The sequence below is a fragment of the Desulfurella sp. genome, assembly GCF_023256235.1.
GTDB lineage: Bacteria > Campylobacterota_A > Desulfurellia > Desulfurellales > Desulfurellaceae > Desulfurella.
Window position 1 is genome coordinate 13,489 of sequence record NZ_JAGDWY010000067.1, and the last position, 23,735, is coordinate 37,223.

Here is a 23,735-nt window from a genome sequence, read left to right on the forward strand (position 1 = left end):
TAGTATGGATATTAAAATCAATACAAAGCCGCCAAACAAAAAAAGAAGTATAATTTTCTTTAAAAAATTTAAAAAAAATATATCGGCATCTTTCAACGATACGCCTATTAGTATACTAGATAAATTATTAATGGGCGTTTTGGTAAGAAATAGTCGTGTATTGTCTAATTTAACTATTTTTTTATCATTTTCATAAAATAAATTTTTATATTCATTTTTGTTGCATAATATATCATTTGTTTTAGTTTTTACGCAAGCAACTTGTATAAACGGACTTCCTATAATCGTTGCATTAAGAATTTTTTGAATTCTTTCTGTATTGTTTTGATTAATTGGATTAGAAAGTTCTATTTTTAACTCTTGAGCTTTTCTTTTTCCAAAACTTTCAAAAAGTTTGTAATATTTAGTTTGAAATTTGCAGTATTCAAATAGAACCAGACCAACACTAAAAAATAAAATAAAAACTAAGTTTAAAAATATAACTTTATAAAATAAAGATATTTTATGTTTTTTGTTCATAAAACCTAATAAGATGCAATTTCCTTTTTAATAAAATTTATGCATTTGTTTTCAAAATAACCGTTTGATGCTAACATATATTCAGCATTGTGGATTTTTGAAGTAATTATATAATATTTTGGTATAAATTCCAATAATGTTTTGTCTTTTATGTTTGTAGCAAATATTACCATATAAAAATTCCATGCCACAATACCGCTAAGTGCAGGTTTATCTATCGTGTATTTAGAAATTTGGGAGGGTAGGCTGGTTGAATAGTATTGAGCCACATTAGAAGAGATATCAACTTTTAAAAATCCTTCTTTCATACTGGATTTTTCAATATGGTAATTATTGAGTTCACAGAATTTTAGCAATGCTTGCCAAACCATATCAAATGGTGCATTGATTATTGCTTTTTCTCTTATTAAATGCGTTTGTATATGTGTAGTGGAAACGCTATCTAAATTTACTGGAGTTGTTTTTGATTGATACTGCTGTTTGATTTCTTGAGCAGTTTTTTCTTTATTTTTTTGAAATAAATAAGGAGAATTGGTATGAGGATATACGAGTCCATTTTCCACAGCTCCACTACACGAAGATATTGTGGCACATGACAAAATAGCTAATACAAATTTGTATTTCATATAGCCCTCATTTTTTAAGCGTATGCAAAAATGCAGATATATCTTCTATATTTTGCACATTGCTCAATTGTGGATTTGATGATTTTACTGGTTTCATCATGCCTACATTGTTAAGAGCCCATTCAATTTTTTTTACTGATTGACCAACTATGTTTGGGCCTACATTGCCTTGCGCATTACTGCCATGACATGGTGCACATATAGATTCAAATAATTGCCTTCCATGTTGCACGTTTGCCGCATATGAAGAAACTGGTGTTGCTAAAATTAGTGCTGCTAAACAAAAAAAATACTTTTTCATAATAAGCACCTCCTCAAGTAACTTAAATTACAAAATATGCTTTTTTTGGAATTTTTAAATCAGAAAAAATAGATTTTTTGTAGGAATTTTTTTTACAACCCTCAAGTTAGTCTTGAGGGTTGTAATTTATAAGGAGGCAGGCTAAGCATAAAAAAGGAGTTTAAAAAGCATATTGAAGTAATACTCTTGTTGTATCATAGTCTGAGGCGTTACCACCCGTAGCTGCAACATCTGGATTATCTTTATTGTAAATATCTTCTTCAAGTCGCAGATTTACATTCTGGTATGGATACCATGATAAACCTATTGCTTCGCCAGATGCATTTAAATCTTTTAACTCAGATGAATGCTGATAAGTATATTTTGCATATATTCCATATGTTCTATTGTAGTAATAATCTGCATTTATGCTAAAGTTATTTGCAGCCACCGCCGATCCGTTAATTAATTGTCCGTTATAAATATCGTGTCCGTAAAAAGTTCCATTTCTGTCATGTATGAAAGAGGCAAATATTTCAAAAAGATTATGCGAATCTATATATTGCAATTGACCATCTATACCGTATTCTCTGACGCTATCTAAGTACTCTCCATTGCCTGGCGCTTCAGCTGCATTCATGTTTTCATGACCAAAATATCCAAATGTTCCAATTTCGGTATAAATATGATCAAATTCTGGAAAAAAATATGCTAATCTTCCATATTCGTCTACATTAGATGTTCCATCAAATGTAGCTGAAGCTGATCCTGGATCGTTTAAAACAACATAAGATGGTGAAGTTTTGCCTACTTGACCACTTGTTGGGTGATATAGGCCAAAAGCTGCATATAGTCCTCCATGAGTAAATCCGCCAAGCATTGCGTAAATTTCGCCACCTTCTAAAGGACTAGGAGCAAACGCTTCAAAAAACCTATTTCTTGAGCTTATTCCACCTAAAAACCCATGCAACAGGGCACCCCAGTTGCCAACAGAATTTGTTGGATCACTAAATCCAACCATATCTTCACCTCTTAAGCCAAATGTTAGGTTATATGGTCCTAGTTTTTCATTTGGACCAACCAATGCCAAATCAAAACCGCCCAGTGTCAATGACCCACCTTCATCATTAATGCCAGTTAGTTCTGTAAATGTACCTATATTTGGTGCTATTTCACCAGCAAAATACAAACTTGAACCTTTAACCCAATTAAATTTTGTTTTACTTGGTACATTTGATCCACCTTTTCTATGCGAATATTCTGATTTAACACGCAAAGAAAGCATTGGAATTTGGTTTACAGCTAAATTTGGCAAAAACCCTTCCTCTTTTGCCTGTTGTTTGTACTGATTTCTTGAGAACTTAATTAATTTAGAATAATCATAAGTATAACCATGGAGCTTAAAATCTCTACCAAAAGGTGTTAAATGTGGAAATACGGTGTGACATACATCACACGACAAGCCTGTTTGTCTTGAAAATGACGGGATAGCTTTAGCTTTTTGCGTAAAGCTTAAAGTACTTACAGTAAAGATTAGTATGAATAATAAGAAATTGTTAAACTGTAAGTTTTTTGACATAACTTACCTCCTTAAATAAAATTTTTAATATCATAAAACTTTTAGATTTTTTTTAAATCAGAGTTTATTAATTTATTTGTAAGAATAAATATTAAACTATGTAAGAAAATTTATTTTTTCATATTGAATAATTCCTATTGACAAATAAAAATTAAAGTGCTACTAATAAGTTAGTATATAAATAACTATTTGGAGGCTTAAGTGAAAACAGAAACAATTTTGCTACACTATGGTTACAAACCTGATAATAATAAGTCTCAGGCTATACCAATCTATCAAACTTCGTCTTATAGGTTTGATTCTATTAAAGATGCCTATGATTTATTTACGCTTAATAGACAAGGCAATATTTACACTAGAATCAATAATCCTACGGTAGGAGTTCTAGAAGAGAGACTTGCAGCTATGCATAATGCAAAAAGCGCACTTGTTGTTTCATCAGGACAGGCGGCTATTTTGTATTCTATTTTAAATTTGGCATCTTTTAAGGATAATATTGTAAGCAGTAAATATCTTTATGGAGGCACTTATAATTTATTTAAATATACTTTAAAAAGAATAGGTATCGAAACAAGATTTGCACAAACAAACAATATTACTGATTTTGAAAAGCTTATAGACAATCACACTAAAGCTGTATATATTGAATCAATTGGAAATCCTACAAATAAAATAGCTGATTTTATTAGATTATCCGCAATGGCGCATAACAACAATATACCCCTTATAGTAGATAATACTGTAAGCCCAATAATATTTAATCCGTTTGATTTTGGAGCGGATATTATTGTATATTCTCTAACAAAATTTATAAGCGGAAATGGTACGAGCATCGGTGGTGCAATTGTAGAAAAAGGGGATTTTGATTGGAGTACTTTGAAATTTAATAATGAATTTAGTTTTGATAAATCTTATCACGGCTTATCTTACATTAAAAAATTTAAAAATTCCGGAGTTTTTACAGCCAAAGCAAGATTGCAATTATTAAGAGATATAGGTGCTTGCATTTCGCCATTTAATGCATTTTTAATCTTACTTGGTTTGGAAACACTTCCACTTCGTATTGAAAAACATTGTAAAAATGCTTTAAAAGTAGCAAAATTTTTATCAAACCATCCCAAAGTTAGCTGGACAAACCACCTATCACTGCCAAACCATCCTGATAGGGATTTAGCTGATAAATACTTTAAAAAAGGTTTTGGAAGTATCATTGGCTTTGGTGTGAATGGGGGTTTTGAAAAAGCAAAAGCTTTTGTTGAAAGTTTAAAATTAATAATTCACTTGGCAAACATAGGTGACGCAAGAAGTTTAATCATACACCCAGCAAGCACCACTCATAGCCAATTAACCAAAGAAGAACTCAAAAAAGCTCAAATAGGAGAGGATTTTTTAAGGTTATCTGTAGGGATAGAACACGTTGACGATATTATTGAGGATCTAAATCAGTCTCTGGAGAAAATATGAGTATCGTTTTATCAGTAAATATCAGTAAAATCAAAGGTATTTCAAAAAAACCTGTAGAAAAAGCTACTGCAATAAAAAATTATGGGATATTTGGTGATGCACATGCTTTTATTGGGTCAACAAGACAAATTAGTCTATTAAATTTTATTGAAATAGGAGAATTTGATAAAAATTTACCTTTTGGGATTTTTGCAGAAAATATTACTATAAGTGGTATAAGTAGTGAATATATTAGCATAGGTTCTATTTTGAAAATCGGAAATGTTATTATAAAAATAACACAAATTGGAAAAACCTGCCACAGTGACTGTAATATAAAAAAAATGTTAGGTTCTTGTATTATGCCTCAAAAAGGTATCTTTGGGGTAGTTTTAAGCGGAGGAATAATAAGACCCCAAATGTTTATCGAGGTATTGAATGGAAAATATTTTTTATGTAAATGAACCTTTTGAATTTGAATGCAAAAAGATTTTGCATGTTCCAATACATATAGCATATGAAACATACGGGCAATTAAACAATGACAAATCAAATGCCATTCTTGTCTGTCATCCGCTCACGGCAAGCGCATGTGCTTATTCTGAAAATACAGATAAAAAAGGTTATTGGGATATATTGATAGGTCCAAACAAAGCACTTGATACGAATAAATATTATGTAATAAGCTCCAATGTGTTGGGCAGTTGCTATGGATCAAGCGGACCAAGTTCAATCAACCCGGAAACAAACAAACCATATGCTCTGGATTTTCCTTTTGTGACAATTAAAGATATGGTAAAAGCTCAAAAGTTACTTGTTGAATATTTGGGTATCGAAAGGCTTTTGTGTGTGGTTGGTGGCTCTATGGGCGGTATGCAGGTATTGGAATGGGCAAAAAACTTTCCAAACAATATAAATTCTGCTATTGCTATAGCTACAACTAATAGACATAATGCTGTCCAGATTGCATTTAATGAAGTGGCAAGACAGGCAGTTATAAATGATCCAAATTGGAACAATGGTAATTATTATTCAAAATGTTTTCCAAAATATGGTTTAGCTGTCGCAAGAATGGTAGGGCATATTACTTACTTAAGTAAAGATTCGATGGAAGAAAAGTTTGGTAGAAACCTTGTAAATGACGACATAGAGTTTAATTTTACGGTTAATTTTCAGGTTGAAAGCTATTTGCATTGTAAGGGAAAACAATTTACGCAACGGTTTGATGCTAATTCGTTTTTGTATCTTACAAAGGCAATAGATTATTTTGATTTACAAGAAGGTTACCCGACATTAGAAGATGCTTTTTCAAGATGCAAAAATGTAAAATTTTTGATTATATCCTTTTCTTCGGATTGGCTCTACCCCAAAGAACAATCTCAGCGTATAGTAAATGCTCTGGAATTAGCAGGTGTAAATGTTAGTTACAGAAATATAAATTATAATTATGGACATGATTCTTTTTTATTGGAAAAAAACGAACAGAATTTTATTATTGGTAATTTTTTAAAATTTGTATGAGAAGAGATTTTAAAATAATTTTGTCTTTAATTAGTGATAAATCAAAAGTTCTTGATTTAGGATGTGGTGATGGTGAATTATTGCATTTATTACTTAACAAAAAATCTATAATAGCCAAAGGCATTGAGATTGAACCTAAAAAAGCTTCAGAAAGTATTGCTAGAGGAATTAGCGTATATGAAGGAGATATGTTTGAGATTTTGCCAAATTATAAAACCAAATCATACGATTATGTTATTTTAAGCCAGACGCTTAGTGAAGTATCTGACCCAAAGACAATACTCTTTCAATCGCTTAGGGTTGGAAAGAAAGTTATAGTAAGTTTTTCAAATTTTGGTTACATATCAAACCGGTTAAGTATTTTTTTTAAAGGTAAAATTGCCAGCAGGATGTTTTACGATTATCTCTGGTTTGAAAAAAAATACTTCCATGCATTTAGTATTTTAGAATTTGAACAATATTGTGAGAATAATAATGTGAAAATATTAAAAAAATTTCCAATTTTTGGATCCATACTGTTCAAATTTTCTTCTAATTTATTTGCCAAAAGTGCAGTGTATCTTTTAAAAAATTAAAATAAATATTTTGCCATTGACAAAATAGTTTTGTTTATATAAAATATAGTAAGTTAATAACTAATTATTTGGAGGTTTTATGAGGCGCCTTGTTATTTTAGGTGGTGGTGCAGGTGGAACAATGATGTTAAATAAGTTTTATAATGTTTTGGATAAAAATGAGTGGCAATTTACAATTATTGATGAATACGAAACTCATTATTATCAACCAGGTTTTTTGTTTATACCATTTGGTATGTATACAAAAAAAGATGTCATTAGACCAAAAAGAGATTTTTTCCCGCCAGGCGTTGAAGTTATTCTTGAAAAAATCCAGCTAATAGATCCAGATAAAAATAGAATTATTTTAAATAATAATGCAGTGGTATCTTACGATTATTTAATTATAGCAACGGGTTGTAAAATTGATCCCAGTGAAACCGAAGGCTTAAAAGATGATTTGTGGCACAGTAGCATTTTTGATTTTTATACGATAGAAGGTGCTTTAAAGTTAGCTAATTTTTTTAGACACTTTGATAAAGGAAAATTGGTTTTGCACATTACTGAAATGCCAATTAAATGTCCGGTTGCACCTCTTGAGTTTGTATTTTTAGCAGATTGGTTTTTTACAAAAAAAGGCGTTAGGGATAAAGTTGAAATAAGTTTTGTTACTCCATTGCCAGGCGCTTTTACAAAACCAAAAGCTGCAAGCGTGTTAGGTGATTTTTTGCAGAAAAAAAATATTCAGTTAATTCCAGATTTTAGCATAGAGCGTGTGGATAATGAAAATAAACAAATAATATCTTATGATAATATTAAAGTAAATTTTGATTGTTTGGTGAGTATCCCAACAAATAAAGGAGATGAGGTTATTGCAAGAAGTAATTTGGGCAATGAGTTAAATTTTATACCCACAGATAAAGAGACGCTTCTTGCAAAAGGTTTTGATAATATATTTGTAATTGGTGATGCAGCTGATTTGCCAACATCAAAAGCTGGTTCTGTTGCACATTTTGCCTCAGATATTCTCTTTGAAAATTTTTTGGATGTAATTGAAGGAAAACCACCTAAAGCAAAGTTTGATGGTCATGCTAATTGTTTTATTGAATCTGGTTTTGGAAAAGGAATTTTGATCGATTTTAATTATGATATAGAACCGCTTCCAGGTAAATTTCCATTACCTGCTTTGGGTCCGTTTTCATTATTGCAGGAAACTGCAATGAATCACTATGGAAAAATAATGTTTAGGTGGATGTACTGGAATTATCTATTAAAGGGTGTTGAACTACCAATAGAATCTCATATGTCTATGGCAGGAAAGAGGGCATAAATATGGATGATGTAAAAGACAAATTAAATGCAATAAGCGAAAAACTCGATATTGTACTTGAAGAAGTTTATGCACAAAAAACGCATAGAAAATCTATGGAAGATTTAAATGCAGATGCAATGAAAATTGCTGAAAGTATATACGATATTGCGTTAAAAAATTTAGAGGAGATATCAGAATACACAAGCATAGAAAGTTTTTTTTACTTTATGAAAAAACTTGCACGCAATATTGATAATCTTACTAAATTATTTGGCAGATTGGAAAGCTTAACAGATTTTTGGGAATCACTTGAGCCTTTAACCAGAGAGATAGCCATTTCTACACAAGAGTATTTGGATAATGTTGAAAAATTAGGTTATTTCACTTTTTTGAAAGAAATTAAAACTTTAATGGATGGTTTTGTAAAAAATATATCGAGTGAAGATTTTAAAAAATTTAGCCAGACAATTTTATGTGCAATTGAAGCTATAAAATTAACTTCAAAAGAAGAAATACAACCTCAATCATTTATAAAAGTTATGAAATCACTTAATAACAAAGATGTAAAATTATCTATACAGTATTTAGTTAGTTTTTTAGAAAATTTTAACAATCTAAAACAAAAAAATTCTATAGTATAGGAGGCTTTTTATGGGAAATTTGCTTGTTGGAGGCAAAAGTATACCAACAGATGATGAAGGTTACTTGGTTAATTTTGCTGATTGGACAAAGGAGGTTGCTGAAGTAATAGCTAAAGAAGAAGGTATTGAAAATTTAACTGATAGACACTGGCTTGTAATTGAATTTATGCAAAAAGAGTTTAAAGAGCATGGAAGCGGACCTTCCATAAGAAAATTAACTAAAGAAAGCGGTGTTTCAACTAAGGAACTATACGAACTGTTTCCAAAAGGCCCAGCCAAGAAAGCTGCTAAAATTGCAGGTATAAAAAAACCTGTTGGCTGTGTGTAGGTGCATGTATGAATAAAGTATCGATAATTATTTCAAAAGGTTCTTTGGATGGCGTATATCCTGGTTTAATTATGGCTAATGGGGCTTTAATGGAAGGAATTGAAGCTATATTGTTTTTTACTTTTTTTGGCTTAGAAGCTATTATTAAATCTCGCATGGATAAATTAAAAGTTGCAACCGTAGGTAATCCTGCCTTACATATACCCTCTTTAGTTGGTATATTGCCTGGTATGTCAAGTTTTGCGAGTTTAAAGATGAAAAAAGAAATGGACAAACTGGATATACCACCCGTTGGTGAGTTTTTGGAAATGATACATGATGCTGGTGGCAAGATTTATGCTTGCAAGGCTACAGTGGATATGTTTCATTTAAAAAAGGAAGATTTTTGCGAGCAACTTGATGATATTGTAACAGTGGGTCAGTTTTACGAAATGTCATTAGATGGACATATTATATTTACATAGCCCCCTCTTTGTTTGCACATACCTCCCTGCTTGAAAGCGGGGAGCTTTTTTGTTAATATAAAATTATGAGTGATTTTGTAATTATTCTTACAACTTCAGATAAAAAAGAAACGCTTGAGCGTATTGCTACTTATTTAGTTGAACAAAGACTTGCAGCATGTTGTCAGATTGTAGGCCTAATTGAAAGTTTTTATATTTATGAAGGTAAATTTGAAAATACAAATGAGTACTTATGCATAATAAAAACACATAGTAGTTTGTATAACAAAGTCGAAAGCGCAATAAAGCTTTTACATAATTACAAAACTCCTGAGATAGTAGAGATTGATATTCAAAAATTAAATTTAGACTACCTAAAATGGATGAAAGAAGTATTAAATATTTGATTTTTTTAATTTTTGAGCGATTTTTAAAAATTTAATTTCACGTAAACTTTAAGTCAAATGTTTTTTGGTAATATTTTGGTAGCCTATATTGCCTATAAGCTAATTTGCACTATTTTTTAAGTATTGGGATTTTAAAACTAAATAGAATTTTTATGTTAAATTTATTTTATGTTAAATTTAGAAGAAATTCAAAATCTTGATATAAAAAAATTAGAAATACTTGATAGATCATTTTTTGTCAGAAACGATATACAGCAAATAGCAAGACAACTTTTGGGTAAATTACTTATTACAAATACAAATGAGGGCTTAAGTGGAGGTATAATTTGCGAAACAGAAGGTTATTTTGGTTCAATTGATCTTGCTTGCCATGCTCATAAAAATAAAATTACAAAAAGAAATGCTGCTTTATATAAGGAAGGTGGCATATTGTATGTACACACATGCAGAGGTCATGTGATGCTGAATGTAGTGACAAATAAAGAAAATATACCACATGGTATTTTAATAAGGGGTATTGTTCCGATAATAGGTATTGATTTGATGAGAAAAAGAAGAGGATTTATAAAAGATTCAATGCTTGCAAATGGCCCAGGAAAGCTTACGAAGGCTTTGGGTATTACAATGCAACATAATATGCTAAAGATTTGTAAAGACAAATTTGACATTTTTTTGGAATTACCAGAAATTTGTATACTGGATTTAAATTTATATATTGATAAGAAAATGATTAAACAAACTCCACGCATTGGTGTAGATTACGCAAAGGCATGGGCAAATACACCTTTGAGGTTTGTGATTTTGCCACAATTGTTCCATAAAATACAATTTTGAAGAATCATTTACTAAAATTTTTTACACAAATATTCCATAAAATTTTCATATTATGGTTTATATACTTAGCAGAACAAAATAAGGAGGTTTTAAAATGTTGGATGATTGGCATGTAATGGTTGTGGTTTTGATATTTGCTTTGATTTTTGGAGCAAAAAAGTTGCCAGAGATAGGTTCAGGTATAGGTAAAGGTATAAAAAATTTCAAGGAATCATTAAAGGATGAAGAAAAAACACCAAATAGCGAGGATACAAAAATAATTGAAGACAAAACACATTCAAAAGATTGAGTGATTTGTAAGTTATAAGTTTTAAAAAACTAATCATGTTAAACGGATTGTAAAGAATGAATGTGTTAGGTTTTGTCTCGTCAGTAGTTTTTGTTGTAATTTCATTTTTTTTAATTTTTTTTGTATTTTGAAGGTGGTTTATGCAAAATTCACCATTTAGCATCGGAATTGGGGTATTTATTTTTTTTGTTTTATCTGGTGGACTTATTCTTTTGTTTTTAAAAAAGAAATGAATCGATTAAAATTATGAAAAAAATTCTTATCATAGTTGGTTTATTTTTCTTTTTAATTTTTATGGGATTGGGTTCGTTTGCATATACGCTTTATTTGCAGACAAATAAAGATTTTAATAATCTTTTAAATGGAGAAAAGTTTTCAAAACCCACTAAAATCTATGCTCAAAATGGTCAATGTATAGCCATTATAGGACCACAAAACAGACAGATTGTAACGTTTAATCAAATTGATTTAAATATGAAAAAAGCTATACTGGCGGCAGAGGACAGCAGATTTTATCAACATGGACCAGTAAGTTTTAGAAGCATTCTGAGGGCAGCTTTTGAAGATTTAATACATGGTAAAGTTGTGCAGGGTGGCAGCACCCTCACGCAGCAACTTGTCAAAAATTTATATTTGACGCCTAAAAAGACGCTTTATAGAAAACTCAAAGAAGCGGTATTATCATACAAAATATCAAGGCATCTTACAAAAAATCAAATACTTACCTTGTATTTAAATACAGTTTATTTTGGAAACGGCGCTTATGGTATTCAAATGGCAAGTAAATCATATTTTAATGAAAATGCTGACCAATTAACCATACCTCAAGCAGCTATGCTTGCCGGTCTTGTCCAGGCGCCGACATTGTACGATCCTTATGTTAACCCTTCTCTTGCAGAAAAAAGAACACTTTATGTCTTAGAAAGAATGTATGAAGATAAGTTTATTACAAAAAAACAGTACTGGCAGGCAGTACATTCTAAAATTGTTCTAAGAAAGCAAAGTTCGTTTTATGCTTATGGATATCAATATAAAGATGGATATTTTATTGAACATGTTAAAAATTGGCTTGTTAGACATTATGGTGAAGAAGTGGTAGATAAAGGTGGTTTAAAAGTATATACAACTTTAAACCCGAAACTTCAATATTATGCTTATCTAGCAGTCAAAAATGGTATAGCAAGGCTCACAAAAAATCTTAAAGCTCCATATTACGTAGTAGATGTTAGAAAGTGGTTGATTGAGCATTATGGTAAAAATTCTGATCTGGAAGCAGATTTGATATCTGTAAATCCAAAAAATGGCTATGTAGAGGCTTTGGTGGGTGGAGTTAGCTATAAAAAAACTCAGTATGATAGGGTAATTCAAGCTCAAAGGCAGCCAGGTAGCGCTTTTAAGCCTATTGTTTATCTTACAGCGTTAGAAGAAGGCTTTACTCCATTGGATAAGATTGATGATGAGCCAGTTGAGTATAGATACGGCAATAAAGTTTGGGCACCTCAAAATTATACGTTAAGATTTCATGGTCCTATTACACTTGAGTATGCTCTTGCACATTCTGTGAATGTTGCGACAGTAAAATTACTGGATAAAATTGGTATTGAAAATGTTATTGTCAATGCAAGAAGATTGGGTATTACAGAACCAATACCGCATAATTTAACTATAGCCCTTGGTTCATCTTCTGTAACATTGGAGCAACTAAGCCGTGTATATTGCACAATAGATAATTATGGTTTAAAACCAAAATTAATTTTTATAAGAAAGATTTACAATAAAGACAAACAATTGATCTACGAAAATAATCCTAAATTAGTAAGAGTTTTTCCTAAAGATTTAGGATTTATCTTAACAAAAATGTTAGAAAAAGTTGTAAAAGAAGGCACAGGTGTCTACGCAAAAGCACTTGGAAGACCTATAGCAGCAAAAACTGGCACATCCAATCATGCTAGAGATAACTGGTTTATGGGTTTTACACCTCAACTTGTAACTGGCGTTTGGGTTGGATTTGATGATTATAAACCTTGTGGACCTTACGCAGTAGGCGCTACAATGGCTTTGCCTATATGGCTAAATTATATGCAAAATGCTTTATCTGGAAAGCCTGTGGAAAATTTTCCCGTGCCAAATCATTTACCACTTATAATGTCAAATTTTTTGTTTAAAAAAACACACATGCAGTCTGGTTGAAAAATTTGAAAAAGCTTTTCAAGTTTAGTATACTTTATTGAGTATGAGATATGGCGAGGAAGCAATATTAAACAATAAACTTGAAAAGTGGGAAAATAAGAATGAATTTAAATTTGAAATACATATTGAGTTTGGAGAATTTACTTGTTTGTGTCCACGCAGTGGTTATCCAGATTTTGCCACAATAAGGATTAAATACGTACCGGATAAATACGTTGTAGAGCTTAAAAGCTTAAAATTATTTTTAAATAGTTTTAGAAACAAGTATATATCGCACGAAGATTCAATAAATTTAATTTATTCCACTTTGTTTAATTTTTTAGAGCCCATTTATCTTGAAATTATAGGAGATTTTAACCCCAGGGGTAATGTAAAAACTATAATAAAAATTGATTCTAATATGCAGGGGGAGTATTTTGAGAAAAATAATAAGCGGTAATGAAGCAATAGCAATAGGCGCATACAGGGCAAATGCGAGCTTTGCAAGCGGCTATCCTGGAACACCATCCAGTGAAATTTTAGAATATACAAAAACTTTTGAAGATATAAAAGTTCAGTGGGCAAGCAACGAAAAAAGTGCTTTTGAGCAGGCATTGGGCTCAAGTATAGCAGGTAGGCGTAGTTTTGTTACAATGAAGCACGTTGGCTTAAATGTAGCCGCAGATAGCCTTATGAGTTCATCCTATACTGGTGTAAATGCTGGTTTTGTTGTTGTAGTAGCAGACGATCCTGGGATGCATTCTTCTCAAAACGAGCAAGACACCAGGCTTTTTGCAAAATTTGCACAAGTGCCAATTTTAGAGCCGTCTGATGCAAAAGAAGCTATGGGATTTATGCAGTATGCTTTTTCTCTAAGCGAAGAATACGATACGCCTGTAATATTGCGTTCTACAACACGTGTGTCTCACACCCAGGAGCTTGTTTATTTTGATATGCACAAACTGGGGGGAATGGAAGATAAACTTTTAGCTAAAAATATTTCAAAATATGTGCTTGTGCCAAAAAATGCGCTTTTAAGGCATAAAAAGTTGTTGGAAAGAAATACAAAACTACAAAAGCTAACAAACGAAATACCATTAAATAAAATGGAACAAGGCAGTTTAAACGTTGGCATCATAACAAGCGGTGTTTCTTACCTTTATGCAAAAGAACTCTTGCCTGAAGCAAATTTTTTAAAAATTGGCTTAAGTTGGCCTTTTCCTATAGATTTAGCAAAAGAATTTGCTAAAAACTTTGAAAAAGTTATTGTTATAGAAGAACTTGAGCCATACATTGAAGAGCAACTCAAAATAGCTGACATAAAGAATGTAGAAGGTAAAAAGTTTTTTCCTCAAGATGGTGAATTCAATTTAGACATTGTTGAAGAAGGTTTAGCTAAAGCATCTGTTTTGGAAAAGCGCCATAAAAAATACTTTGAAGTGCCTAAAAATTTGCCTTTAAGACCGCCTGTGTTGTGTCCTGGGTGTCCTCATAGACCTATTTTTGACATACTGCATTCATTGAGGGTGTACGTCACTGGCGATATAGGGTGCTACACTCTTGGTGCAGCTGCGCCATTATCCAGTATACATACAACTGTTTGTATGGGTGCCAGTATTTCTATGGGCTATGGGATTGCAAAAGCCAGCCAAAATCACAAGATTGTATCTGTTATTGGAGACTCTACATTTTTGCATACAGGTATCCAGCCATTGATTGATGCTTATGTAAATAATGTAGCCTACACTGTAATCATACTTGATAATTCTATTACAGCTATGACCGGCGGTCAGCCTGATGCTGTATCTGGTTTTAATATAAAAAATGAACCTGCCCCTAAGGTAGATTTGGAAAATTTAGTGCGCTCAATTGGCATAAAAAGAGTATTTAAAGTTGACCAGTACGATTACAAAAAAACCAAAGAAATTATAGAGCAAGAGGTAAACACAAAAGAATTAAGTGTAATAATTGCTACAAGACCCTGTGTTTTGGCACCAATAAAAATCAAAGAAATGCCTTATTTTGTAATTGTAGATAAATGCATTGATTGCAAGAGGTGTTTAAGAATAGGCTGTCCTGCGATCGGATACAAAGAAAATAAAGCCTATATTATTGAAGATTTATGTACGGGATGTGGACTTTGTGCTGAAGTTTGTCCTACACTTGCTATTGTAAAAGGTGAATCAAATGAATAAAAGTATAATATTTTGCGGTGTTGGTGGTGATGGTATTATTACTGCATCAAATATCTGTGCTGTGGCTTTAATGAGAGCTAATTTTGATGTTAAAAAAAGCGAAGTTCATGGTATGAGTCAAAGGGGTGGAAGCGTTAATGCATTTTTGGTTTATGGTAAAAAAGTTTACTCTTTTTTGCCAGCAAAAGGTAGTTTAAATTATATGTTTGCAAGTGAAAAACTTGAAGCTTTGCGCAATGTAGATTACTTAAACCCAGACTCAAAACTTCTTGTAAATGATAGGATTGTTCCTATTGTTGGTGCAAATATAGACGAAGCTCAAATTGAAGAAAGCCTAAAAAGTTACTCTTTGGATTTAAAGCTCATAAACTTCAATGATTTAGCAAAGCAACATAACATGCAAAAAGCAATTAATACAATTATGCTTGGATACTTTTCAAAAATCATAGAAATAGATAAAAAGTACTTTATCAGAGCGATCTCTGACAATTTAAGTCCCAAACTGATTGATATAAATATTGAAGCTTTTGAGATAGGATTTAATCTCCAATGAACCAATTTTTGCATCTAAATGAATTTACAAAACGCCTAGATAGTTCTCAAGAAATCCAACAGGTTGCAAAACTAACCGAGTATGCTCTAAAAAAAATTTTTAATGCAACATTTTTTGGTTTTTTTTTAAAAGAAAACAATACTATAAAACCTGTATATACTAATTTTGATGCTCAAATAATTTTTGATTGTAGAAAGTTTTATAATATAGGTCACGAAAGTTTTATTGTTCATATAGACGATATTGATAGTAAAAATTATTTGCATAGAATTTTAACATTTAACCAATTAAATTATTTTATAGCTCAGTCGTTTGTTTGTGAAAATGGTTTTGAAATTATTTTAAATTTTGGCGTGAAAGGTTTGTTCAAAGACTCTCTTGAATACATGGAAAGTTTCTTGAATGTTATAAAGTTAAAATTAAAATACCTATTTTCTATTAATACTTTAAAAAAATCACTAGAAAATGCAAAATCTATTTTAAACAGTTCATTAAATCTTTTATCCAATTTGGCTGAAATAAGAGATGTTTACACCAAAGGTCACATGCAACGTGTTGCATTTTATGCTAAAAAAATAGCTATTAATTTAAAACTAAAAAATATTGATATTATAGAAAGAGCTGCGCTTTTGCACGATATTGGAAAAATTGGTATACCTGATGCAATTTTACTAAAACCTTCCAAATTATCTGAGCAAGAATATAATTTTATCAAAAAACACCCTGAATTTTCTGAGTTTATATTATCTCAAGTGAAAGGTTTTGAAGATATTGTGAAAATAATAAGATCTCACCACGAGTTTTTAGATGGCACTGGTTATCCTGATGGTTTAAAAAATGGACAGATAATGCTTGAAGCAAAAATTATAACTATTGCGGATATATTTGATGCTTTAACAACAGATAGGCCGTATAGAAAAGCAATGAAGCCAGATAAAGCTATAGAATTTATGTTTAATAATTTTAAAGGAAAAATTGACGAAAATATATTAAAAACCTCAGTAGCAGTTTTATTGGAAGCAAAAAATATGATTTGTGAAGATCAAGATTATAATAAACAATTTGAAGAGATGAGAAACATGGTATTTTTTATAGATTATGAAACTGGCTTTTACTCTAAATATTACCTGCCAAAATTTTCACATAGTTTAGATAAAAAGGTACAATTTTTGTTGCTTGATTTACAAGATATGAGAACAATTAATTTTACATACTCAAGGATTATTGGAGATCAGTTGATTTATAAATTCTCTCAATTTATAAGAGAAGTTTTTGCAAAGTACAACAGTGAATTCTTTAGAGTAGGCGGTGATTCATTTATAGTGGTATTAAAAGAAAAACCAAGTAATTTGATAAACGATATATTGGATCTAGATTCTAAACTTAAAGCGTCGTTTACAAGTATAAATCCATCTTTCTGGTATGCTTGTTGTGATTATAAAGAGACTGATAATATTAATATTTGTTTACAAGAGCTGACAAATAAAATATTTTATAAAAGGAGAATTTCATAAGCTATGGATACTTACAATAGTGATTTTGAAAAAGATATATACAGATTCTGGGAAGAAAATGATCTTTTTAAACCAGAAGTAAATAAAGATGGAAAACCTTTCAGTATGGTAATTCCACCTCCAAATGTTACAGGCGCTTTGCATATTGGTCACGCATTAAATCAGACACTCCAGGACATTTTTGCAAGATACAAACGCATGTGCGGTTATAGCGTGCTTTGGCTTCCAGGCACAGATCATGCTGGTATTGCAACACAAACAATGGTAGAGCGCGATCTTGCAAAAAAAGGCATAAAAAAAGAAGAAATTGGTAGAGATGCATTTATTGAAAAAGTATGGGAATGGAAAAATACCTATGGTAATAGGATAATAGACCAAATTAAAAGACTGGGGGCAAGTTGCGATTTTTCAAGGCTTCGCTTTACAATGGATGAAGGCTTATCAAGAGCCGTTAGAAAGGCATTTGTTGAGTTATACAACGCAGGCTATATTTACAAAGGTGAGTATATAATAAATTGGTGTCCAAGTTGCCACACAGCTTTATCTGATTTGGAAGTGGAATATGAAGAAGAAAACTCAAAACTTTACTATTTAAAATATTTTTTAGAAAATTCAGACGATTTTTTGATAGTTGCTACCACAAGGCCAGAAACACTATTTGGTGATACAGCTGTTGCAGTTAATCCCAAAGATGAACGCTACAAGCACCTTGTGGGTAAAAAAGTGGTTTTGCCACTTGTTAATAAGCTAATTGAGATTATTGAAGATGAATATGTTGATATGAGTTTTGGTAGTGGTGTTGTAAAAATAACACCAGCCCATGATGTAAATGATTTTGAAGTAGGCAAAAGGCATAATTTGGATATTGTAATAGCGATAGATGATTATGGTAAAATGACGCTTAATGCGCCTGGTTTAGAGGGTTTAGATAGATTTGAAGCAAGAAAAGTTACTGTAAAAAAGCTAAAAGAAGCAGATCTAATTTACAAGATAGAAGATTATGTGCACTCTGTTGGTCATTGTTATAGATGTGGGACTGTGATTGAACCATATATATCAAAGCAATGGTTTGTAAAAACAAAAGATTTGGCAAAAAAAGCCATAGAGGTTGTTGAAAATGGCTCGATTAAGTTTATCCCAAAACACTGGGAAAAAACTTATTTTGAGTGGATGTATAATATAAAAGATTGGTGTATCTCAAGACAGATCTGGTGGGGACATAGAATCCCAGCATATACATGCAAGCAATGCTGTGAAGTTTTTGTAAGCGAAAATCCAATCGATAAATGCTCAAAATGCTCTGGAAAGCTTATACCAGAAACCGACGTATTAGATACATGGTTTTCTTCTGCTCTTTGGCCATTTTCCACGCTGGGATGGCCAGACAATACAGAAGATTTAAAGAAATTTTACCCTACAAGTCTTCTTGTAACAGGTTTTGACATAATTTTTTTCTGGGTTGCAAGAATGATAATGATGGGTATGTTTTTTATGAATGATGTACCCTTTAAAGATGTGTATATACACGCTTTGGTAAGGGATAAGTTTGGCCAGAAGATGAGCAAAACCAAAGGCAATGTTATAGATCCTCTTGATGTAATTGAAAAATACGGAGCAGACTCATTGCGTTTTACTTTGGCAATACTTGCAGCGCAAGGCAGAGATATAAAGCTTTCCTACGATCAGATAGAATCATACAGACGATTTATGAATAAGATCTGGAATGCTTATAGGTTTATTGAGATGAACACTAAAGATTTCCAACCATCAGTTAATATAAATGCTTACTCAAGCGCAAGTTTGTGGATAAAATCAAGGCTTGCTAGATCAATTGAACAGGTCAGGCAAAACCTGGAAGATTACAAATTTAACGAAGCAGCAAATAGCATTTATCAGTTTGTGTGGCATGAGTTTTGCGATTACTATATAGAAATGAGCAAAGCCCACCTAGGAAAAGATGAGTTTAGTGATGAAGTAAAAGGTACTTTGCTTGAAGTTTTTAAGCAGATCCTTAAGCTAATACACCCCTTTGTACCATTTATCAGTGAATTTTTGTGGCAAAAACTGCCAAACAAATCTGCTAAGTCAATAATGATAGCTAAATACCCGCGCTCTCAAGAATTTGCGACGCAGATTGAGGAAGAGTTTGAATGCTTGATTGAACTTATTAAGGCTATGAGAATACTAAGAAGTGAAAATTCAATTGCTGCAACCAAAAAATTGAGTTTTTATTTTAAACCAATAAGTAAAATTGCAAAAAATATTATAGAAAAATATAAAAAGTATGTTTTGCTACTTGCAAATGCTAAAGAAATATCTATAATTGAAAAAGATGTGCCAAAAAGCTTTATACAGCCTACTAAATATGGTGATATATTTTTAGAAGCAATTGAAAATGTTGATGTGGAAGGTGAAATTTTGAGGCTTAAGAAAGTAGTGGAAAAAGCGCAAGTTTCCATTGATTTTTTAAATAAAAGACTGCGCAACCAAGAGTTTATTTCAAAAGCTCCAAAACAGCTTATTGAAAAAAGCAAAAAAGAGCTTCAAGAGGCAATTTTAATTAAAGAAAATGCCAAAAAAAGAATAGAACAGCTTCAGAGTGTGTTATGAAAAAATTTTTATTTTCTGTTTTAGCTTTTTTTATTTTTGTAAATATTGCAAAAGCAAATGTAGGGCAGGATTTTGCAAACGAACTTGTTTCAAAATTAGTTGAGCAAAAAGGGAAAGTTATTGGTGTTGAAAACGATTATGTTATACTTGATAAAGGCTCAAATAGTGGCATTTTAAAAGGTGAGCTTGTATATATTTACAAAAACCTAGGAACTTTTGTTGATCCTACAACACAAAAGCGTGTCGAATTAAAAAGTGGCAGAGCTTATGCTGAGGTAGTGGAAGTAAAACCTGATAAAAGCATAGCAAAGATTATAAGAGGTACGCAAAAAATACAAAAATACTTTTTAGGCTTACCGTTGATACCAAATGGCTATACTTACTCAAAAGCCCATGTAAGCGATAATGATGAGTGGATAATAGGAAAGAGTTTATATAGGGTAGCTATTATTACAAGAAATCCTGTTTTGTTTAACGACATAAGAAACGCGCTTAATTCTACAAATAAGTTTGATGTGATTGACCCAGATACAATTGAAATTGCAATGACAAAGGAAAAGATTTCATCAATTAGCACGCCAAAAGACGTAGAAAGATTATGCAGTGATATTAACTGTGATTTTGTAATTCCAGTATATCTAAAAAGTAACAATCAGCTTTCTTACAATATCTATAATGGATATACAGGTGATTTAATATTTTCAACAAGTTCAAAGTTAACTGAGCAAGAAATGCAAAATATAAAAACTGCTAAAGTGGAAAATTTGCCTCCGGAAAATATTGTACCAAGTACTTTAAACATCGAGCCTAGATTGACATTCTGGGAAAGCTTGCTTAATAAATTCGGACTATATAGCAGATACTCAAATGTGGGTGCATCCAGTGCTACTATGAGACTTGTTAATTACGCAAATATTGGCTATTCTGCAAAAGCTTTGGCTGTAACTTCAGATTTAATTGTTGTTGCAAATAAAGGTGATCTTGAACTATATAGGTTTGATGGCTACTCATTAAATAAAGTTGGAAGCATCAAAGTAGGTTACAATATATTTAATATTGATAGCGCCCAGATTGATGGTAAAACATATCTTGCCATATCAAACTTTAATGCCTATGGACAGTTATCGTCTTCAATAGGTTATATTGAAGGTACCTCTATACATATAGTAAAAGATTCAATAGGTTATTGTATAAGATTTTTTGATAAATACTCAAAGCCAGAGCTAATTGCCCAAAACTTATCCATTGGTTCAAAATTTTATGGGCCTATTTATGAAATGAATTTAGATGGTACAATTATAAAAGAACTAAAATTGCCAATAAATCCTGCATCTTTCTATGAATTTGAGCAAATTGGCCACAAGTTAGTTTATGCAACACCAAACAATGAAATTGCCATATATGATTTAGACACGAAAAAGAATTACTTAACAGGTTATTATGTTGGCTCAAGTGTAGAGCCTATACAAAGATACACTCATAATTATAATCCCAATGAAAGCTACTTTGAAAACAAAAATGCTGGAAAAGTATATATTAAAAATAGCTTGAGATTTTACAAGCATGGTGAGAATTATTACGTACTCTCACAAACAAGCTATAGAAGTAATGTGGTTCAAATTGCAGGCAGCCATTACAATGCGTATAGTATATCTATGTACAGGTTAGAAAACGATAAACTACAGGATATATGGAACTCCGGGAATGTTTCTGGACGTATTGTAAGCTTTGCAAGGCAAAATGATTATATTGTGGGTTTAATTGCAACACCTGCACCATTTTTTACACGATTTATATTGGGTGAAGACGACATTTATAGGTTAACTATATTTGAAATTAACAAATGAAATTTCAAGATAATGAAAAAATTGCTTCAATATTTGAAACAATAGCAGATGCTCTGGAGTTTTTAAATGAAAATGCATTTAAAATAAGGGCATATAGAAATGCAGCAGAATCTATCAGAAATTTAAACGAAAGTATCACAGAAATTTATTCTAAGCCAAATCCTAAAAAAATAGAAGGTATAGGCAAAGATTTGGAACAAAAAATTAAAGAGTACATACAAACACAAAAAGTAGCTTATTTAGATGAGCTTTTAGAAAAAGTTCCATATACACTGTTTCAATTAAAAGATATAAGAGGACTGGGCCCTAGAACTTTATATAAAATGTTTGAGAAGTATCGTGTAAGGACACTTGAAGATGTCAAAAAACTTGTATTTGAAAATGATGAGTTAAAAGATATATCATTGCTTGAAAAAAGTATAAAAAAAATAAGAGAAGGAATACAGCTCTACGAAGAAGGTCAAAGCAGATTTCCTTTAGGAGTAGCTTATCCTATTGCAAAAGATTTGGTTAATAGAGTTTACAAAATAGATAATGTAAAAAAAGTCGAAATAGCAGGAAGTGTCAGACGTGGTAAAGAAACTGTTGGAGATCTTGATATACTTATTTGTACAAAAGATTTTAATGGTGTGTCAAAAGCTTTGGCAAATTTAGAACACAAGCAAATAATTGCAATGGGTGATACAAAAGTAAGTTTGCTTTTATCAAATAATATGCAGGTGGACTTCAGGCTTGTGGATGAAGATTCTTTTGCAAGCGCTCTTCAATATTTTAGTGGATCGAAAGAACACAATGTGCGCTTGCGTGATATTGCAATAAAAAAAGGCTTTAAACTAAATGAGTATGGGTTGTTTGAAAAAGATAAAAAGTTAGAAACAAAAACTGAAGAAGATATTTATAAAGCACTTGGTCTTTGCTACATAAAACCAACTTTAAGAGAAAACAAAGGCGAAATCGAAGCGTGTTTGGCTAATAAATTGCCAAACGTGGTAGAGCTTGACGATATAAAAGGCGATTTGCATGTGCATACCAATTATTCAGATGGGTTAATGAGTCTTGAAGAAGTTATTCAAGAAGCAATAAAGCGAAACTATGACTATATTGCAATAACTGACCATTCAGTTTCTTCATATGTTGCAAATGGTTTAAGCGCAGAACGTCTATACGACCAATTAAATGAAATTGATAAACTCAAGGATAAATACAAAGGCAAGATACACATACTTGCAGGTAGTGAAGTTGATATAAAGCAAAACGGCGAGCTTGATTTTAGCGATAATGTGCTAAAGGATTTAGATATTGTTATAGCTTCCATACATCAGGGTTTTGCAAACTCAAAAGAAATAAACACAAAAAGGATTATTTCTGCTATAGAAAACCCATATGTAAACATTATTGCTCATCCAACGGGTAGACTCATTGGCCAAAGAGCACCATACGAGATTGATATTCAAAAAATTGCAGAATATGCTGCAAAACACAAAACAGCATTAGAAATAAATTCTTTTTATTTGCGCCTTGATTTAAACGATGAACATGCAAGATTGGCAAAAAATGCAGGTGCTAAAATATGTATTAATACAGATACACATACCAAGGAAAACTTAGATTATATGATTTATGGTGTTTTAACAGCTCAGCGAGGCTGGATAGAAAAAAGCGATTGTTTGAATACGCTAAACTATAGCCAGCTTAAGCAATTTCTTAAGAAGCACTAGATTGTTGTAATTTTTTATTTGCTGCTTTTGCAAGTCTTGAAACCAATCGTGCAGCTTTATTTTTATGTATAACACCTTTACTTTTGATTTTATGTATTATTTTTTGTGCTTTTTTTAATTCTTCTTGTAAGTCTTGAACATTTTGACTATTTATAGCAAGTCTTGCTCTTTTTACAGCATTTTTCAGTCTCGTTCTATAAGACTTATTTCTAGCATACCTTTTTTTGTTTTGTTTAACTCTTTTTAGAGCCGATTTATGATTTGCCACAAACTACCTCCTTATAAAAACTACATAATTAATAGCATATCAAAATTGTAAAGTCAAATTTTAATTGTTAACAATATTGTTAAAA

At 31.4% G+C, this 23,735-nt stretch carries 24 protein-coding genes; 19 read left to right on the forward strand and 5 right to left on the reverse strand.

What is annotated here, in order from left to right; genetic code table 11:
• The 4 genes from Q0C22_RS06870 to Q0C22_RS06885 all read right to left on the reverse strand — a co-directional run.
• On the reverse strand, positions 1-519 hold a 519-nt coding region (locus Q0C22_RS06870), incomplete at its 3' end, for a hypothetical protein (RefSeq protein WP_291493110.1).
• 5 nt (positions 520-524) lie between these two features.
• Positions 525-1,145 carry a hypothetical protein gene (locus Q0C22_RS06875; RefSeq protein ID WP_291493112.1) on the reverse strand — a complete coding sequence of 207 codons (621 nt, stop codon included), beginning with the start codon at positions 1,143-1,145 and terminating at the stop codon, positions 525-527.
• 7 nt (positions 1,146-1,152) lie between these two features.
• A complete protein-coding gene (locus tag Q0C22_RS06880) occupies positions 1,153-1,446 on the reverse strand; it encodes a c-type cytochrome (protein WP_291493114.1) in 294 nt (97 codons plus the stop codon).
• A 160-nt stretch (positions 1,447-1,606) separates the two neighbouring features.
• On the reverse strand, positions 1,607-3,004 hold the full coding sequence (locus Q0C22_RS06885; protein ID WP_291493116.1) for a hypothetical protein: 1,398 nt from the start codon (positions 3,002-3,004) through the stop codon (positions 1,607-1,609).
• Between the two features lie 201 nt (positions 3,005-3,205).
• Between Q0C22_RS06885 and Q0C22_RS06890 the strand changes: the two genes are divergently transcribed.
• The 19 genes from Q0C22_RS06890 (at position 3,206) to polX (ending at position 23,382) form a co-directional block, all read left to right on the forward strand.
• Complete coding sequence (locus tag Q0C22_RS06890) at positions 3,206-4,468, forward strand: O-acetylhomoserine aminocarboxypropyltransferase/cysteine synthase family protein (RefSeq protein ID WP_291493118.1); 1,263 nt, start codon at positions 3,206-3,208, stop codon at positions 4,466-4,468.
• Positions 4,465-4,911, forward strand: a complete 447-nt coding sequence (locus tag Q0C22_RS06895; protein WP_291493120.1) for an MOSC domain-containing protein — start codon at positions 4,465-4,467, stop codon at positions 4,909-4,911. The genes Q0C22_RS06890 and Q0C22_RS06895 overlap by 4 nt, the downstream gene beginning before the upstream one ends.
• Complete coding sequence (locus tag Q0C22_RS06900) at positions 4,886-5,968, forward strand: homoserine O-acetyltransferase (RefSeq protein ID WP_291493122.1); 1,083 nt, start codon at positions 4,886-4,888, stop codon at positions 5,966-5,968. The genes Q0C22_RS06895 and Q0C22_RS06900 overlap by 26 nt, the downstream gene beginning before the upstream one ends.
• The gene (locus tag Q0C22_RS06905) at positions 5,965-6,543 is read left to right on the forward strand and encodes a methionine biosynthesis protein MetW (RefSeq protein ID WP_291493124.1); all 579 of its coding nucleotides are present in this window, start codon (positions 5,965-5,967) and stop codon (positions 6,541-6,543) included. The genes Q0C22_RS06900 and Q0C22_RS06905 overlap by 4 nt, the downstream gene beginning before the upstream one ends.
• A gap of 79 nt (positions 6,544-6,622) precedes the next feature.
• The gene (locus tag Q0C22_RS06910; RefSeq protein ID WP_291493125.1) at positions 6,623-7,852 is read left to right on the forward strand and encodes an FAD/NAD(P)-binding oxidoreductase; all 1,230 of its coding nucleotides are present in this window, start codon (positions 6,623-6,625) and stop codon (positions 7,850-7,852) included.
• A gap of 2 nt (positions 7,853-7,854) precedes the next feature.
• Positions 7,855-8,475 carry a DUF1641 domain-containing protein gene (locus Q0C22_RS06915; RefSeq protein ID WP_291493127.1) on the forward strand — a complete coding sequence of 207 codons (621 nt, stop codon included), beginning with the start codon at positions 7,855-7,857 and terminating at the stop codon, positions 8,473-8,475.
• Between the two features lie 10 nt (positions 8,476-8,485).
• Complete coding sequence (locus Q0C22_RS06920) at positions 8,486-8,803, forward strand: TusE/DsrC/DsvC family sulfur relay protein (protein WP_291493129.1); 318 nt, start codon at positions 8,486-8,488, stop codon at positions 8,801-8,803.
• An 8-nt stretch (positions 8,804-8,811) separates the two neighbouring features.
• Positions 8,812-9,267, forward strand: coding sequence for a DsrE/DsrF/DrsH-like family protein (locus tag Q0C22_RS06925; RefSeq protein WP_291493131.1), 456 nt, complete (start codon positions 8,812-8,814; stop codon positions 9,265-9,267).
• A gap of 65 nt (positions 9,268-9,332) precedes the next feature.
• Positions 9,333-9,653 carry a divalent-cation tolerance protein CutA gene (gene cutA, locus Q0C22_RS06930; protein ID WP_291493133.1) on the forward strand — a complete coding sequence of 107 codons (321 nt, stop codon included), beginning with the start codon at positions 9,333-9,335 and terminating at the stop codon, positions 9,651-9,653.
• A gap of 168 nt (positions 9,654-9,821) precedes the next feature.
• Entirely contained in the window at positions 9,822-10,487 is a 666-nt protein-coding gene (locus tag Q0C22_RS06935; RefSeq protein ID WP_291493135.1) for a DNA-3-methyladenine glycosylase, read from the forward strand.
• 94 nt (positions 10,488-10,581) lie between these two features.
• Positions 10,582-10,776, forward strand: a complete 195-nt coding sequence (locus Q0C22_RS06940; RefSeq protein WP_025391329.1) for a twin-arginine translocase TatA/TatE family subunit — start codon at positions 10,582-10,584, stop codon at positions 10,774-10,776.
• Positions 10,777-11,022: 246 nt separating this feature from the next.
• Complete coding sequence (locus Q0C22_RS06945; protein ID WP_291493138.1) at positions 11,023-12,966, forward strand: transglycosylase domain-containing protein; 1,944 nt, start codon at positions 11,023-11,025, stop codon at positions 12,964-12,966.
• 43 nt (positions 12,967-13,009) lie between these two features.
• Positions 13,010-13,405, forward strand: coding sequence for a preQ(1) synthase (gene queF, locus Q0C22_RS06950; RefSeq protein ID WP_025391331.1), 396 nt, complete (start codon positions 13,010-13,012; stop codon positions 13,403-13,405).
• The gene (gene iorA, locus Q0C22_RS06955) at positions 13,383-15,140 is read left to right on the forward strand and encodes an indolepyruvate ferredoxin oxidoreductase subunit alpha (protein ID WP_291493141.1); all 1,758 of its coding nucleotides are present in this window, start codon (positions 13,383-13,385) and stop codon (positions 15,138-15,140) included. The genes queF and iorA overlap by 23 nt, the downstream gene beginning before the upstream one ends.
• Complete coding sequence (locus Q0C22_RS06960; RefSeq protein ID WP_291493143.1) at positions 15,133-15,693, forward strand: indolepyruvate oxidoreductase subunit beta; 561 nt, start codon at positions 15,133-15,135, stop codon at positions 15,691-15,693. Before iorA ends, Q0C22_RS06960 begins: the two co-directional genes overlap by 8 nt.
• Positions 15,690-17,207: an HD domain-containing phosphohydrolase gene (locus Q0C22_RS06965; RefSeq protein ID WP_291493144.1), complete on the forward strand. Its 1,518-nt coding sequence runs from the start codon at positions 15,690-15,692 to the stop codon at positions 17,205-17,207. Before Q0C22_RS06960 ends, Q0C22_RS06965 begins: the two co-directional genes overlap by 4 nt.
• 3 nt (positions 17,208-17,210) lie before the next feature.
• Positions 17,211-19,817 carry a valine--tRNA ligase gene (locus Q0C22_RS06970; RefSeq protein ID WP_291493146.1) on the forward strand — a complete coding sequence of 869 codons (2,607 nt, stop codon included), beginning with the start codon at positions 17,211-17,213 and terminating at the stop codon, positions 19,815-19,817.
• Entirely contained in the window at positions 19,814-21,664 is a 1,851-nt protein-coding gene (locus Q0C22_RS06975; RefSeq protein WP_291493148.1) for a hypothetical protein, read from the forward strand. Before Q0C22_RS06970 ends, Q0C22_RS06975 begins: the two co-directional genes overlap by 4 nt.
• Complete coding sequence (polX, locus tag Q0C22_RS06980) at positions 21,661-23,382, forward strand: DNA polymerase/3'-5' exonuclease PolX (protein WP_291493150.1); 1,722 nt, start codon at positions 21,661-21,663, stop codon at positions 23,380-23,382. Before Q0C22_RS06975 ends, polX begins: the two co-directional genes overlap by 4 nt.
• Here polX and rpsT read toward each other — a convergent pair.
• Positions 23,369-23,650, reverse strand: coding sequence for a 30S ribosomal protein S20 (gene rpsT / locus Q0C22_RS06985; protein ID WP_025391338.1), 282 nt, complete (start codon positions 23,648-23,650; stop codon positions 23,369-23,371). The genes polX and rpsT overlap by 14 nt on opposite strands.
• Positions 23,651-23,735: the final 85 nt, after the last annotated feature.

Coding starts and splice junctions, on each gene's coding strand:
- Q0C22_RS06875 (WP_291493112.1), bottom strand. CDS start 1,145: ATGAAATACAAATTTGTATTAGCTATTTTGTCATGTGCCACAATATCT.
- Q0C22_RS06905 (WP_291493124.1), top strand. CDS start 5,965: ATGAGAAGAGATTTTAAAATAATTTTGTCTTTAATTAGTGATAAATCA.
- polX (WP_291493150.1), top strand. CDS start 21,661: ATGAAATTTCAAGATAATGAAAAAATTGCTTCAATATTTGAAACAATA.
- Q0C22_RS06945 (WP_291493138.1), top strand. CDS start 11,023: ATGAAAAAAATTCTTATCATAGTTGGTTTATTTTTCTTTTTAATTTTT.
- queF (WP_025391331.1), top strand. CDS start 13,010: ATGAGATATGGCGAGGAAGCAATATTAAACAATAAACTTGAAAAGTGG.
- Q0C22_RS06880 (WP_291493114.1), bottom strand. CDS start 1,446: ATGAAAAAGTATTTTTTTTGTTTAGCAGCACTAATTTTAGCAACACCA.
- cutA (WP_291493133.1), top strand. CDS start 9,333: ATGAGTGATTTTGTAATTATTCTTACAACTTCAGATAAAAAAGAAACG.
- Q0C22_RS06915 (WP_291493127.1), top strand. CDS start 7,855: ATGGATGATGTAAAAGACAAATTAAATGCAATAAGCGAAAAACTCGAT.
- Q0C22_RS06920 (WP_291493129.1), top strand. CDS start 8,486: ATGGGAAATTTGCTTGTTGGAGGCAAAAGTATACCAACAGATGATGAA.
- Q0C22_RS06975 (WP_291493148.1), top strand. CDS start 19,814: ATGAAAAAATTTTTATTTTCTGTTTTAGCTTTTTTTATTTTTGTAAAT.
- Q0C22_RS06970 (WP_291493146.1), top strand. CDS start 17,211: ATGGATACTTACAATAGTGATTTTGAAAAAGATATATACAGATTCTGG.
- Q0C22_RS06960 (WP_291493143.1), top strand. CDS start 15,133: ATGAATAAAAGTATAATATTTTGCGGTGTTGGTGGTGATGGTATTATT.
- Q0C22_RS06965 (WP_291493144.1), top strand. CDS start 15,690: ATGAACCAATTTTTGCATCTAAATGAATTTACAAAACGCCTAGATAGT.
- Q0C22_RS06900 (WP_291493122.1), top strand. CDS start 4,886: ATGGAAAATATTTTTTATGTAAATGAACCTTTTGAATTTGAATGCAAA.
- Q0C22_RS06940 (WP_025391329.1), top strand. CDS start 10,582: ATGTTGGATGATTGGCATGTAATGGTTGTGGTTTTGATATTTGCTTTG.
- Q0C22_RS06885 (WP_291493116.1), bottom strand. CDS start 3,004: ATGTCAAAAAACTTACAGTTTAACAATTTCTTATTATTCATACTAATC.
- Q0C22_RS06910 (WP_291493125.1), top strand. CDS start 6,623: ATGAGGCGCCTTGTTATTTTAGGTGGTGGTGCAGGTGGAACAATGATG.
- Q0C22_RS06925 (WP_291493131.1), top strand. CDS start 8,812: ATGAATAAAGTATCGATAATTATTTCAAAAGGTTCTTTGGATGGCGTA.
- Q0C22_RS06935 (WP_291493135.1), top strand. CDS start 9,822: ATGTTAAATTTAGAAGAAATTCAAAATCTTGATATAAAAAAATTAGAA.
- Q0C22_RS06895 (WP_291493120.1), top strand. CDS start 4,465: ATGAGTATCGTTTTATCAGTAAATATCAGTAAAATCAAAGGTATTTCA.